10 protein-coding genes are annotated in these 14,557 nt (G+C 28.0%); 8 read left to right on the forward strand and 2 right to left on the reverse strand.

Features of this window, described 5'->3' with window-relative positions; all coding sequences use genetic code 11:
- The first annotated feature begins 132 nt into the window (after positions 1 to 132).
- The 8 genes from J5A73_RS03450 to J5A73_RS03485 all read left to right on the forward strand — a co-directional run bounded on the left by J5A73_RS03450 (position 133) and on the right by J5A73_RS03485 (position 10,673).
- Positions 133 to 819 (forward strand): riboflavin synthase, encoded by a 687-nt coding sequence (locus J5A73_RS03450; protein WP_211616647.1) that lies wholly within the window; start codon positions 133 to 135, stop codon positions 817 to 819.
- A gap of 42 nt (positions 820 to 861) precedes the next feature.
- Positions 862 to 2,082 (forward strand): bifunctional 3,4-dihydroxy-2-butanone-4-phosphate synthase/GTP cyclohydrolase II, encoded by a 1,221-nt coding sequence (locus J5A73_RS03455; protein WP_211616649.1) that lies wholly within the window; start codon positions 862 to 864, stop codon positions 2,080 to 2,082.
- 288 nt (positions 2,083 to 2,370) lie between these two features.
- Complete coding sequence (locus J5A73_RS03460) at positions 2,371 to 2,811, forward strand: hypothetical protein (RefSeq protein WP_211616651.1); 441 nt, start codon at positions 2,371 to 2,373, stop codon at positions 2,809 to 2,811.
- Between the two features lie 42 nt (positions 2,812 to 2,853).
- On the forward strand, positions 2,854 to 4,068 hold the full coding sequence (locus J5A73_RS03465; protein WP_211616653.1) for a saccharopine dehydrogenase family protein: 1,215 nt from the start codon (positions 2,854 to 2,856) through the stop codon (positions 4,066 to 4,068).
- Positions 4,069 to 4,128: 60 nt separating this feature from the next.
- The gene (gene nspC / locus J5A73_RS03470; RefSeq protein WP_211616655.1) at positions 4,129 to 5,316 is read left to right on the forward strand and encodes a carboxynorspermidine decarboxylase; all 1,188 of its coding nucleotides are present in this window, start codon (positions 4,129 to 4,131) and stop codon (positions 5,314 to 5,316) included.
- A 23-nt stretch (positions 5,317 to 5,339) separates the two neighbouring features.
- Positions 5,340 to 6,128 (forward strand): triacylglycerol lipase, encoded by a 789-nt coding sequence (locus J5A73_RS03475; RefSeq protein ID WP_211616657.1) that lies wholly within the window; start codon positions 5,340 to 5,342, stop codon positions 6,126 to 6,128.
- A gap of 197 nt (positions 6,129 to 6,325) precedes the next feature.
- A complete protein-coding gene (locus J5A73_RS03480) occupies positions 6,326 to 8,767 on the forward strand; it encodes a TerD family protein (protein ID WP_211616659.1) in 2,442 nt (813 codons plus the stop codon).
- A 319-nt stretch (positions 8,768 to 9,086) separates the two neighbouring features.
- Positions 9,087 to 10,673, forward strand: a complete 1,587-nt coding sequence (locus J5A73_RS03485) for an OPT/YSL family transporter (protein WP_211616661.1) — start codon at positions 9,087 to 9,089, stop codon at positions 10,671 to 10,673.
- 181 nt (positions 10,674 to 10,854) lie between these two features.
- Here the strand turns inward: J5A73_RS03485 and J5A73_RS03490 are convergent, their stop codons facing one another.
- Complete coding sequence (locus tag J5A73_RS03490) at positions 10,855 to 12,639, reverse strand: DUF4153 domain-containing protein (RefSeq protein ID WP_211616663.1); 1,785 nt, start codon at positions 12,637 to 12,639, stop codon at positions 10,855 to 10,857.
- Positions 12,640 to 12,689: 50 nt separating this feature from the next.
- Positions 12,690 to 14,495, reverse strand: coding sequence for an oligoendopeptidase F (gene pepF / locus J5A73_RS03495; protein WP_211616665.1), 1,806 nt, complete (start codon positions 14,493 to 14,495; stop codon positions 12,690 to 12,692).
- Positions 14,496 to 14,557: the final 62 nt, after the last annotated feature.

The following is a 14,557-nucleotide window of genomic DNA, read 5'->3' on the forward strand; positions in this document are numbered from 1 at the left end:
ATTTGAAAACTATATAAATTTTAACTTTAATGAAATAAATATAATAAAGCAAGAGGTTTTGACCCCTTGTTAAGAAAAAAATAGTTGTCAAATATGTCTATTAAAAAATAAATTAAAAATCAGGAGAAAGTTATGTTTACTGGTTTAGTTGAAGAAACTGGAAAAGTTATTAATCTTGCGAAAAAAAATGCAAGTATTGAAATTACAATAAGAGGAAAAAAGGTTGTAGAAAAGGCACAAATTGGGGATAGTATCGCTGTAAACGGAGTTTGCTTGACTGTTACAAAATTAAAGGGAAGTGACTTTACGGCAGATGTGATGTTTGAAACTATTGAAAGAAGTGGCTTGAAACGGGCTAAAGCGGGGGATATTGTCAATCTTGAAAAGTCGCTTACGCTTGCAACTTTTTTAGGCGGACATCTTGTTATGGGAGATGTTGACTGCGAGGCTAAAATTTTGTCAATTACGGATAAGGGAATTGCGAAAGTTTATGAGTTTCAGCTGGATGAAAATCATAGAAATAATATGAAATATATCGTTGAAAAAGGGCGTGTAACCATTGATGGGGCGAGTCTTACGGTAATTGATGTAAATGATGAAGATGGAATTTTCTCGGTTTCACTTATTCCGCACACGATTGAAAATATTACGGTTGGAATGAAGAAAACTGGGGATTTTGTGAATATTGAAACAGATTTATTTGGAAAATATGTGGAAAAAATATTGAAATTTGATAATTTTTATAACTCTGAAAATAAAGAAAAAAATCAGAAAAAATCAAAATTGACAATGGAATTTTTACAAAAAAATGGATTTTAATAAAAAAAGGAAAAAAAGAAAGAAAAGAAAGAAGTGGTTTAAATGGCAGAAAATAAAGTAAAATTTGATACTGTCGAAGCTGCGATTGAAGACTTGAAAAAAGGTATTCCAGTTGTGGTTGTTGACGATGAAGATAGGGAAAATGAAGGAGATTTGATAATTCCAGCACAGGTTGCAACTTACGAATGGATGAACTTTATTATAAATGAAGCAAGAGGACTTATGTGTGTTCCTGTTTCCCACGAAGTAGCTAAAAGACTTATGTTGGATCCAATGACTCATCACAATACCGATCATCACGGGACAGCTTTTACAATTTCAGTAGATGCGGCTGAAGGGACAACAACTGGAATTTCGGTAGCTGACAGATTAAAAACTGTTTTGGATTTGGCAAATCCGAATAAAAAGCCAGAAGATTTTTTAAGACCTGGACATATGTTTCCTTTGATTGCTAAGGAAAATGGGGTTTTGGAGAGAAGAGGACATACGGAAGCAGCAGTTGACCTGGCTAGACTTGCTGGATTTGAGCCAGTTGCAGTTATTATGGAAATGTTGAATCATGATGGAACTATGGCTAGAAGAGACGATTTGTTCGCATTTTGTCAAAAACATAATTTGAAAATTATTACAGTTGACGAATTAATTCTGTATAGAAAAAATAATGAAAAATTGGTAAAAGGTGAAGCTAGTGTCAAAATACCGACAAAATTTGGGACATTTGACTTTGTTGGTTACAGCGATAAAATAGAAGATAAAGAATATATTGCTATAATTAAAGGAAATGTGAAAGATAAAGAAAATGTGAGTGTAAGACTTCATTCTGAGTGTTTGACTGGCGATGTCTTTGGATCAAAAAGATGTGACTGCCAAGATCAGTTGCACAGAGCTTTAAATGAAATTGAAAAAAAAGGTGAAGGTCTGGTTATTTATTTAAGACAGGAAGGTCGTGGAATTGGGATTTTGAATAAATTAAAAGCCTATAAACTTCAAGATGAAGGATTTGATACGGTAGAAGCTAATCATAAACTTGGATTTGAAGAAGATCTTAGAGATTATGCGGTGGCAGCTCAAATAATAAAAGATTTGGGAATAAAATCAATTTCACTTATGACAAATAATCCAGCTAAAATTAAAGGTCTTGAAAATTATAAAATAAAAGTTGTAAACAGAGAAGAAATTGAAATTCCTGCAAATGAAATTGATGGAAAATATTTGAAAACTAAAAAAGAAAAAATGGGACATATCTTAAAACAGGAATTATAAAAATTATAAAATATTAACGAAATTACAGCATTTAATGTTGTAATTTTTTTTATAAAAATAATTAAAATTTTAAAATATTTGTGATATAATTAATTGAGAAAAATAAAATAAAAAATAAATTTAAATTCTAATTAAAAAGAAATAACATAAATTTTTTATTTTTAAATTAAAAAATTTTGAGATAAAAAAATAAAATAAAAAAATAAAATAAAAATAAAAATAATAAAAAATAAAATAAAAATAATAAAAAATAAAAAGTAAAAAGTAAAAAGTAAAAGGAGAAAAAATATGAAAAAATTATTGATTGCAGTACTAATTTTAAGCTCATTTTCATTTGCATCAGAAATTTGTACTTTTAAAAGTTCACCAAAATTTGAAAGTAAAGTGGAAAAATTTTCATTTGATAAGTTGGAAGTTTATACAGTAGGAATAAAAATGTATGGAGCTGACAAAGTTCAAATTGATTACAGCACATTTAAAATACATGCGCCATCAACAAAAAGTAATAGTGTAACATTGCCTTTGGGAGATGAAGTTAAAAAAATTGTTGTAAGTAAATCGGCAGCTGAAATTTTAATTCCAGAAAGTAAAAAAATATTGGTTCCTGGAAACAAAATAGGTACAAATAAAGGAACATTTGACATTAGACCAAGAAAAATAAATTTTGTTGTCGGAGAAAATGGAATAAAAAATATTTTTATTCAAAATGGAATAATTTATATAAATTAATAAATTAATTTAAAAATATTAAATAAAAGCAGGAGGAAAGAAATGGGAAAAAAAGCGTTGATAATAGGAGCAGGAGGAGTATCAAATGTCGTGTGTCATAAATGTGCACAAAATTCAGAAGTTTTTAGTTCAATTATGATCGCCAGTAGAACAAAATCTAAATGTGATGCAATTAAAGAAACAATTGAAAAAAGTAAATATGCGGGAAGAATTGATATTCAGACAGCTAAAGTTGATGCTGACAATGTGCCAGAACTTGTGGCATTAATAAATGAATATAAACCTGATATTGTGATAAATGTGGCACTACCTTATCAAGATTTGACAATAATGGATGCTTGTCTTGAAACTAAGACAGATTATTTGGATACAGCCAATTATGAACCGCTAGATACGGCGAAATTTGAATATAAATGGCAGTGGGACTATCGTAAAAAATTTGAAGATGCTGGGATTACAGCGATTTTAGGTTGCGGATTTGATCCAGGTGTGACTGGAGTATTTTCAGCTTATGCACAAAAGCATTATTTTGATGAAATTAATTATATTGACATTCTTGACGCAAATGCTGGAGATCATGGGTATCCGTTTGCGACAAATTTTAATCCTGAAATAAATATAAGAGAAGTGACTGCTAATGGAAGTTACTGGGAAGATGGAAAATGGGTGGAAACAAAGCCAATGGAAATTAAAAGAGTGTATAATTTTCCGCAAATTGGGGAAAAGGATATGTATTTGCTTCATCACGAAGAACTTGAGTCACTTGCATTAAATATAAAAGGTATTAAGAGAATTAGATTTTTTATGACTTTTGGGCAAAGTTACTTGACTCACTTAAAAGTATTGGAAAATGTGGGAATGACTTCGATTGAGCCAATTGATTTTGAAGGTCAAAAAATTGTGCCACTGCAGTTTTTAAAAGCTGTGCTTCCAGATCCTGCTTCACTTGGACCTAGAACTAAAGGAAAGACGAATATTGGAAATATTTTTAGAGGGAAAAAAGATGGAAAAGATAAAACTTATTATCTTTACAATGTCTGTACACATGAAGAATGCTACAAAGAAGTTAGCTCTCAAGCAATTTCATATACAACTGGAGTTCCAGCGATGATTGGAGCATCTATGGTGCTTACTGGAGAGTGGAAAAAACCAGGAGTTTACAATGTGGAAGAACTTGATCCTGATAAATTTATGGATGCATTAAACAAATTTGGACTTCCTTGGATTGAAGATTTTAATCCTGAATTAGTGGATTAGTTTTTGTGAAAATTTTTTTAAATCAAAAATTTTAACAAAATATTTAAATTAGGAGGAAAAGTGACAAAAAATAAATATATAGACATAGATATTACAAATCTTCCAACGCCATCATTTTTGGTGGATGAAAGACTTTTGAAAAAAAATTTGGAAGTGTTGAAAGGTGTTAAAGATAGAACTGGATGTAAAATTTTGTTGGCACAAAAAGGATTTTCAATGTTTTATTTTTATCCGTTAATAGCGCAGTATTTGGACGGAACTACAGCAAGTTCACTATTTGAGGCAAAACTTGGCTATGAAGAAATGGAAAAAAAAGTTTCTGATAAAAATATCGAAACTCACATTTTTAATCCAGCTTACAGAGATGATGAATTTGATGAAATATTAGATTTAACTAATCATATCGTGTTTAATTCGTTTAATCAGTGGGCTAAATTTAAAGACAGAGTTTTTGCTAAAACAAAAGAAACTGGAAAAAAAATAAGCTGTGGACTTAGAATTAATCCTGAATTTTCAGAAGTTGAAACAGAAATCTACAATCCTGCGGGAAGATATTCAAGATTTGGAGTGACTTTGGAAAATTTTGACGAAAAAAGACTTTCTGGATTAGAAGGACTTCATTTCCACGCACTTTGTGAGCAAAATTCCGACGCTTTGGAAAATGTGCTAAAAATATTTGAAGAAAAGTTTGGAAAGTATCTTTATGATATGAAATGGGTAAATTTTGGCGGTGGACATCATATCACTCGAAAAGACTACGACATAGAAAAACTTGTGAGATGCATAAATCATATAAAAAACAAATATGATGTAGAAGTTTATCTTGAACCTGGGGAAGCTGTTGCGCTAAATACTGGATTTTTGGTATCAGAAGTGCTGGATATGACGAAAAATGAAATTGATATACTTTTGCTTGATACATCGGCTTCGTGTCACATGCCTGATGTTTTAGAAATGCCGTATAGACCATATATTTTCGGTTCTGGAATGCCAAATGAGAAAAAATATAATTATAGACTTGGTGGACCAACTTGTCTTGCAGGAGATATTATCGGAGATTATTCTTTTGATGAGCCAGTAAAAGTTGGGGATAAACTGATTTTTACCGATATGGCGCATTACAGCATGGTTAAAACAAATACTTTCAACGGAATAAATCTTCCGTCAATTGCGGTTTATACTGAAAAAGATGGATTAAAAGTTATTCATACATTTAAGTATGAAGATTTTCGTAATAGACTTTCTTAGTGAAAAGGAAAAGTATGAGAAATATGGAAAATATAAAAAGTTATATATTAAAAATTGTTTTTTTATTGTCAATAACGATAAATATTAATGCTGGAATATTGACGCATGAATTTAGGACAGAAGAATTTGGGAATGTTGAAAAGACGGATAAAGATATTGTTATTTTGATGCATGGTATTTACAGTAAATTGGACAATTTGGAGTATATTGAGAAAAAATTGGAGAAAAATGGATATTCAGGAGTTAATATTCAGTATCCAACTACTAAAGATGATATTCAAGATATAGCACGAAAATATATTGAGCCAGAAATTGAGAAAAAAATTAAAGTTTTAGATGAAATAAATAAAAAAAGATTATCGGAAAACAAAAAAAAATTAAAAATAAACTTTGTAGTTCATTCAATGGGTTCAGTCGTTTTGAGATATCAATTACAAGAAAATACTTTTGAAGAATTAGGAAAAGTAGTGTTTCTTTCGCCACCATCTCACGGAAGTTCAATGGCAGGAAATTTTTTTACAGAACTGTTAAGTCCATATTTGGGGAAAGCGATAAAACAGATAAATGTTCAAAAAGATAGTTTTGTAAATCAGCTGAAAGAGCCAGATTACAACTGTTATGTCATGGTTGGAAATAGAGCAAATAATCCGTTATATTCGGTAATAACAGATGGAGAAAGTGACGGAGCAGTTCCAGTTAAAAGTGCAAAATTGGAAAACTGTAAATTTAAAATAATTGATGGGGAAAGTCATTCAAGCATTTTAAAGTCAGATAAAGTTATGCAAGAAATTTTGAAATATTTTAAAGAATAATTTAAAAAGTTTAAAAAATTTAAAAAAATAATTTTAAAATAAAGACTAGAAAATAAAAAAATTCTAGTCTTTTTTAAAAACTAAAAATAAAAAAATTAAATAAAATATTTTCTTAATAAAGAGAAAATTTAGTGCTGGACTTATATTAATCTTTTTAGTATAATTAAGTATAAACTATTTTAAAAGGTGGAATAAAAATGATAAAATCAATAAATAGCATTACTTTACGACATTTAAACGGAGTTTATGTCCAAGAGCAAAAACTAAATATTAAAAAAGCGAGTAGAAACAATACTTTGAGTATTGCTGAAATGGCTACAATTACAAAAAAATTTCAAGGTTATGGATATACTTTTGAAAAAAAGTTGGCACAGACAATTTTTAAAGTTGACAGGGACTATGCCATAGATTTATGTCGTGAAATGCTGGAAAATATTGAAGATTTTAAATCGGATAAAGGATATGAAGTTTTTTACAAAGATTTTCCAAAAGAAGTGATGAATATGGAAGAGGCTGATATTTACATAAATCAGATGCTTCATTACTGGTTTGGATATATTCCGAAACATAAAAATTTAAAAAATAAAAATATTGGATATGAAAAAAATGAACTAGCACAGTTAGTTGAACTTTCTCATTTAAAATTAGTAGCTGATTCTGATATTGAAAAATTATTTTATAATTTGCTTTCTAGCAATGTCACTTTGTCAAGTCAATATTTGGAAGATGTTTGCTTTTTATCAAACGGATTTTCTGAGAAAGAATTGGAAGAATATTCTGAAAATATTTTGATGAAGGAAACACTTACGACACTATCAAGTTATGTTTGGGAAAAAAGAAAAATTTTGATTGGAAATTTTGACACGGCTACGGATGTTTTGAGGTTTATTACGAAATTATCGAATGGTGAATTGAATACGAAATATATTTGCTTTGCATATTTTAGCAGAACGGAGTTAGCTCAAATTGTAAAAAAATTGGAAAAAATAAAAAATAGTTTTCCAGATATTAAAAGATACAAAAAACCGTGGCACAAATTTTTTAAATTAAATGCGAAAAAAATTAATTTGAAAAAATATCCAAATGTTCAAAAAATTGTGAATATGCTGTTTTCAAAATTTGAATATGAAACGCCAAAAGGTTATTTTGACAAAGTGAAAAAAAATATTCCAAATATGTCAAATAAAGATTTGGAGAAATTTATTGGACTTTATTTAAAATTTTCTGGCGATTATGCTAGACAAGTTTTGTCGCTTTTGAATATTTCGAATAAAAAACAATATCATATTTTGATAAATGGTCTAAAAAAATGCATGAAAGATGTAAATACAAGAGTTTTACTGCAACTTTACGACAGACTTTTAAATTTACAGAAAAAAAAACAACTTGAAGAAATTAAAAAAAATAAAGAAATAGAAATAGAAATAAAAATAGAAAAAATTAAAAATTCGCAAATTACAGAAGAAGAAAAAACTGTGGAAGAAATTTTTGAGAAAAAAAATTCACCTGAAAAACGCTCAAAAATTAGAAATGTTTTCAGAAATCTTGTTTTCAAGGAAGAACAGAAAGATGAATCTGAATTGGAAAAGCAAAAAAATATTGAAGAACAAAAAAATAAAACTGAAATTATTGAAACGCTTGAAAAAGAAAGAATTAGAAATTTACAGATGGAAATTCCAAGAGTTGTGAATAGCAAAGGAACTTGGAGAAAAATAGACGAAACGATATTTTTAAGTGATGAATTGATAGAAGACTTGATGGAAGTTGTAAAAAATGGAATTATTGAAAAGTTAAAAGAAAAAGATTCACTAAAAAAAGTATTTGTCGATGAAAGTTATAAAAATATTGCAGTTACAACGAGCGAAAAAGATAGCAACATTTCACTTCGTCCGATGACAAAAGGTTCAAAAATCAAATTTAACAGCGATGCCGAAGTCCTGAGATTTTTTGTTGGTTGGAAAAATTTTGAAAAAGATGGACTAAAAATTCGAACAGATATTGATTTATCCGCTGTTTATTTCGATAGTGAGTTTAACTTTTTGAATTCACTTGCATATTATAATCAAATTGAAGAAGGTTTCGCTTTTAGTGGAGATATTGTGGATGCGCCTGATGGAGCACTGGAATTTATTGATATTTATGATTTGGAGAAAATTAAGAAAAAAGGAATTAATTATATTTTAATGACGGTTAGAAGTTACAATGGTTTTAATTTTAAGGAAATTAACAGCGTATTTGCGGGAGTTTTAGAACTTACAAAAGAGGAGTCGCAAGATAGAAAAAATATGTTTAGCGCCGCAATTAGTCAAGGTTTTCAGATTTTATCGAAAAATTATACAACTAGTACAATTTTGGTGGATTTACAAAAATCAGAATACATTTGGATTGATATGAATTTGCCTGTCAGTAAAAATTATAGAGATCAAAATAGACTTCAAAATAATGAAGCAGCTTATCTTGAAGATATTTTGAAATATTTTGTAAACAAAGAATATATGACAATGTATGATTTGATTGAGATGAATGTGAAAGCTAGAGGAACAAAGGTTTTTGATAAAGAAGTGGCAGATGTCATATTTGATAGAATTGATGTAGATAATCCGATTCCACTTGCACAAATTTTATCGAATTTTTATTAAAAAAACTTGATAAGTAGTGATTTTTATGTTAAAATAAACTAAAGATTATTGTTAAAAAGTTATTCCTACTTCTGAACTTTGTAGAGCACAAAAGTGCTAATTGAAGGGGATTTCCTGAAATATGGATTCCCTTTCAGTCTAATATGAATAATTCACACAATAATCTTTGTTTAAAATTTAAAATAGTAAAAAATAACAAATAAAAAGTTGCTGTAAAAATTATTCTTATTTCTAAAGTTTTGTTTTCAACAATTGTGAATAATTGGTGCAGCAATTTTATTTATAAAATCTTTTTATATAATGAAGGAGAAAGATTGATATGGCTGGAGCAAAAAAATTAAATATTACAATCGCTTCCATTCTTTTGGGAGTTCTTGGAGCAATTTTAGTCTCGTCTAGTGCATTTTACACAGTTTTAAAATTTGGGACTTTAACTTGGTCTTCAATTACAGTTACGACAATTTCCATATTAATTTTAAACTTTTTGAAAAGTACAAATGATAAAGAAATAGCAATTACTCAAATGATTATGGGAAGTGGAACTACAATTGCAGCTGGAGTAGCTTTTACAATGCCAGTTTACATTCTTTTTGGAGGAAGTATTGAAAGCATTAGCAGAGATACGATGTTTTTTACAATTTTAGTTGGAAGTATTTTAGGTGGATTTGTGTCGTATATTTTTAGGTCAAAGATGTTAGATGAAGATAAACTTGAATTTCCTGTTGGAGAAGCCACTTTTAATGTGATTGATTCTGGAAAAAATATTCAAAATGCCAGAGCAGTTGGATTTGGAGTGGGTGTTAGTTCGATTGTGACAATTTTACGGGATGCGAGTTTTTTCAGAAGTAAACCGTTAGTTCCAACAGTTTTTTTTCTAAAAAGCGGTCTTAATTTTTATGTTTCTCCAATATTAGTTGGAATAGGATATATTTTAGGTCTTTCAAAAACTTTTCTTTGGTTTTTAGGTGGAATTTTAGTTTATTTTATTTCAGCTTTGATTTCAAAATTTTATAAAATAGATGACCTTGTAAATGTAAAATCTAGCTTGACTATGGGAATTTTAGCTGGAATTGGATTTTGTATTTTCTTAAAGACATTTTCATTTGAAAATTTTATAAAAAATTCGAGTATTTTGGTAAAGCTCTTATTTTTGACAATTTTTTATCTTTTTTTTACAAATATGATTTTTAGAATACCGTTATTTTTATCGCTACTTTCGATGTTTTTAGTGATTTTTGCCGTGGTAATTTCTGGCTACACAACTGGAAAAACAGGAGTTAATCCAATAGAAATCAATGCTATTATAACAATTTCGCTAATATCATTTTTAAATAAATTGTTTAACGGATTAAATATTTCTGGAGAAAAGTATGTCGTTGGATTGACAACTTTAATATTATTTTTAATGGCGTGTGTTGTAACCGTTGCCTGTTCTTTTGCAGGGGATGTGTTAAACAACTTTAAGTTATGCAGTAAAGTTGGAATAAATCCGAGAGAGCAGTTTTTGGCACAGATGATTGGCGCAGTTGCGAGTTCTTTTATAATAACATTTTTGTTTTTTTTATTTTTTTCTTCAGGAAAAACTTTATCGTATGCGAGTTCAAATCTAAAAATTTCGCTTATTTTGAACTCAATAAATCATATTCCACATTTAAATGTATTTTTTACAGGATTTTTAATCGGAGCAGTTTTAAAATTTTTCAATTTTAATATAATAATTTTTGGAATAGGGATGTATATGCCGTTTAGTTTCACATTGACAGTATTTTTTGGCGGAATTTTAAGTTTTTTGGCAAATCGGATTTCAAAAGGTTTTTATGGCAGAATGCTGTTATTTGCAAATGGCTTGATGGGTGGAGAAGCACTCGTTGGAACATTTTTAAGCCTTATTATGCTCACAAGCTAAAAAATATTAATTTAAAATTTATAAATTTAGAATTTTAAAATGATGAAAAATAAGTTGAGAATATAAAATAATAAGGGAATGTTTCGTAAATTATAAAAACATTCCCTTTTAAAATTGATTTTTAAATAAAAATTATAAAAAATTTGTAAATTTAATTATAAAATTATAAAATATAAAAATTTTATTTTTCGCTAAAATAAATATTTATATTTAAATTATTAAATTTATCATCTTCACTCAAATGAATTTCATAAAATACGATTTTATATTTAGAATTTTTAGTTTCAGATAAATATGTTAAATCGTTTTCAGGAAGTTTGACATAACTTTGATTTTGTCTTTTAGCTTTTTCTTTTATTTTTAAATAAATTTCATTTGCAATTTTGTTCAAATTAATATTTAATATTTCAATATTTTTCTGAATATTTTTAATCGTTAAATTTTCATTTTTTAATATAATTTTATAGCCGTTATTGTCAATTTCTTTTGTTTCATTTGTATCCAATGGATATGAAACGCTAAAATCATATATTAAGTAATCATATCCCTTTATCTTGGTAATTTCAATATCATCATCTGTTTTTAAAGCAATGTCAGAAACAATGTTTTTTTCTTGAATATCAATATTTTCATAACTTTTCCAAGAATCATTAACACCGATTACTTTCATAAAATCTTCTGGTTTTTCATATGTTTTTCCTAAAATTTTTATTTTTTTTCGTTTTATTTCCGAAGCGTTATTGTAAAAATAATCAATTATTGACATAATTTCATTTTTAGTTCTTTGAGAAAGTTCATTATTTTTATTTATAAATTTTTTGTTTTGAATGATTCCATTTTTTTTAAGAATTCTCTCAAGCCGTTTATTTTGGCTATTTATTGAAACATTTACTAAATTAAATGGACTAAAAATAGCGACTAAAACTGCAAAAATAAATGAAATAAGCACCCATTTCACATCAGCTTTTATGATAAAAATCATGTTAAAAAGTAGCCAAAGTATTAAAATTACCACTAAATAACGATTTTCTGTAACTCCGTATTGAAAAATTCTCTCGTTTATTGAAAAAAGTGCCAGTAAAATAAGTGGGATAGAAATTAACGGAAAATATTTTTTGTAAAATTTAGCAAATTTATTTTTATAAGTTATCGGAGTTGCCATAATTACTATAAATAAACTAAAAGTCGTATACCATAAAACTAAATGTGACACAATTCCCTTTGGCATTTTTAGAGTAAATATAATTTTTACAAAATATAAATATAAAATAGCTGTGTAAATTAAAATTAACGGTATTAAAATATAGCAAATTAAAACTTCTACAATTTTTGGCAAATTATAATCTTTTAGACTTTCATCTTTTTCTTTTAATCTTGAAACAAAAAATGCCACTCCAAAAATTGATGCTGAAAATACGAAATTATCAAAATATATCGTATTTGGAAGATTTATAAGAAGGACATCAATTGTGCCGACTATAGCAGAAAGTCCTAAAAATAAAACTATAGAAAAACCTATCGTAATCATTTGATTTCCAACAACCGACTGTAAATATTTTTCTTTATCTTCATTTCGGTAAATAATCGGAATTAAATAAAAAAGTACATAAAATATTAATATTGTCGCAGTAATATTAATTGTTTCAGTTGCAAAATGATTTTTAAAAAATATTTTTAAGAAAAAAATAAATAAAAATATTCCAAAAAAGCTAGTAATTCTAAAAAAATTCGAGCGTTTATTTTCCAAATATTTTTCTCTTACAAGTTCAACTGACGCAGAAAGAGGGATTGCGATAATCAAATATTTTATCCAAAGGTCCTCTTCAGGAAGAATATAAAAATCACTCTCAATTGTAAAAATTGCTACAATAAAAAGTATCAAGCTAAAAACAACAGTTACAGGAAATCTCCCAATACCTTTTTTCATATCAGGAAATAAATTTTTAAATTTTTCTTCAAATTTCATAAAAGCAATCCCCCTAAATTTTTAAAAATTTTAAATTTAATTTGTTTATTTTATTTATTTATTTTTTTTATCTCATTTTCCAACTTATCAAGTAAACCGTCAAGTTGTTTAGAAACCGCTTCAATCGTAGATTTTTTACTCAAATCAACTCCAGCTTTTTTTAATTGATTCATCGGAAAGTCATTTCCACCTGAACTTAAAAGTTCAATATATCTTTTAAGTGCTTCTTTTCTTGCATTTTCATCTTCAGTTTTTATAACTTTGTCATACAAAATTGCTGAAGATGCAAAACAAGTTGCGTATTGATACACATAAAACGGTGAATTAAAGAAATGTGGCACTCTTGACCAGAAAATACTTAATAATTCATCTTTTTCAATTTCGTCGCCGTAATAAGTGTAAAATAAGTCTTCTGTTATCTTGCTTAAAACATCAGCTGTAATTGGTTGTCCAGTTTCCGCTAATTTATGCGCTTGGTATTCGTAATCGGCAAGTAATGCTTGAAAATAGAATGTTCCAGTAACATTTCTAATTTCCTGTTCCAAAAGTGCTATTTTTTCAGTCGGATCTTGCGTTTTTTCAAGCATATAGTCAAGTAGCAGTCTTTCGTTAAAAGTTGAAGCTACTTCTGCGACAAAAATTGTGTAATCTGATGTTGAAAACGGTTGATTTTCTTGAGAATACAAAGTGTGTAAAGTATGTCCTAATTCGTGTGCCAATGTAAATACGCTGTCAAGAGTTTTGTTGTAATTTAGAAGCATATATGGATGAACTCCATAAACTCCAGCAGAATAAGCACCTGACCGTTTTCCTTGTGTTTCAAACACATCAAGCCATCCTTGTGAAATCGCATTCTCCATTTTTTTCGTATAATCTTTTCCAAGTGGTTCAATTGAATTTAAAACAATTTTTTTAGCATCGTCATATTCATATTCCTTATCAAATTTAACAAGATTTATCGAACCATCATAGTTATGATATTCAGAAAGGCCCAAAATTTCTTTTCTCAATTTTATATATCGTTTTAGCGGCGCAGTATTTTCTTTTGCAGTATTTATCAAATTCAAATAAATATCTTCAGGAATATTGTTATCTTCTAAGGCACTAGATAAAAATGATTTATAATTGTAGGCTTTTGAACTTGCTATATTTTTTTGCAAAATTGAATTATAAATTGCTGCAATCGTATTTTTTCTTTTTTCAAAAACTCCGTAGTAATTTTCAAATATCAATTTTCTATCTTCTTGATTTCTATTTGTAGATACAACTTTACTGTAATTGGCAGCAGTCGCTTGAATTTCTTTGCCATTATTTAGTTTAATTAAAGGCCAATCTACATCAGTTACTGTTATTTCAGAATAAATGCTTCTTGGTGCTGAAAAATATGAGCTGTAATAAGAAAGCAGCTTACTCTTATCTTCATCCAAAACATGGCTTTGCAGTCTAAACAAGTTTTCAAGTCCAAATCTGTAATCTGAAAATTCTTTTTTTTGAATCCATTTTTCAATATTTTCTCTGTTTTCAATAAGTTCTGGATTTACCCAAGAGAGCTCTGTTCCCATTTTTGCAAACAAAAACTGAATTTTTTGCATATTTTCAGTTGCTTCTTTGTCCGATGAGTCAAGGTCTCTTGCAAATTGTGGGTATCTATAAAGCTTGTAAGCAATTTTTTCTGACTCTTCCTGCTTTTTCAAAAATTCCAGAAGTTTATCTTCTTTGTCAAATTTTCCTTTATATCCAACAAGTTCTTCTTGAATTTTTTCCATTTTTGCAAGATCTTCGTTCCATTCTTCATAATTTTCATAAATGTCGCCTAAATTCCATTTATATTCCTTTGGTATATCTTTTCTTTCCATATTTTTTCCTCCTGTTTATTAAATAAATTTATTTTATGTACATTTCTCCCATTTTTAAAGTT

This window comes from Leptotrichia sp. oral taxon 218 (assembly GCF_018128225.1).
Lineage (GTDB): Bacteria > Fusobacteriota > Fusobacteriia > Fusobacteriales > Leptotrichiaceae > Leptotrichia.

Bases quoted from the DNA above. Each gene is read 5' to 3' on its own strand.
- J5A73_RS03450 (WP_211616647.1), top strand. From the start codon at position 133: ATGTTTACTGGTTTAGTTGAAGAAACTGGAAAAGTTATTAATCTTGCG.
- J5A73_RS03455 (WP_211616649.1), top strand. From the start codon at position 862: ATGGCAGAAAATAAAGTAAAATTTGATACTGTCGAAGCTGCGATTGAA.
- J5A73_RS03460 (WP_211616651.1), top strand. From the start codon at position 2,371: ATGAAAAAATTATTGATTGCAGTACTAATTTTAAGCTCATTTTCATTT.
- J5A73_RS03465 (WP_211616653.1), top strand. From the start codon at position 2,854: ATGGGAAAAAAAGCGTTGATAATAGGAGCAGGAGGAGTATCAAATGTC.
- J5A73_RS03475 (WP_211616657.1), top strand. From the start codon at position 5,340: ATGGAAAATATAAAAAGTTATATATTAAAAATTGTTTTTTTATTGTCA.
- J5A73_RS03480 (WP_211616659.1), top strand. From the start codon at position 6,326: ATGATAAAATCAATAAATAGCATTACTTTACGACATTTAAACGGAGTT.
- J5A73_RS03485 (WP_211616661.1), top strand. From the start codon at position 9,087: ATGGCTGGAGCAAAAAAATTAAATATTACAATCGCTTCCATTCTTTTG.
- J5A73_RS03490 (WP_211616663.1), bottom strand. From the start codon at position 12,639: ATGAAATTTGAAGAAAAATTTAAAAATTTATTTCCTGATATGAAAAAA.
- pepF (WP_211616665.1), bottom strand. From the start codon at position 14,495: ATGGAAAGAAAAGATATACCAAAGGAATATAAATGGAATTTAGGCGAC.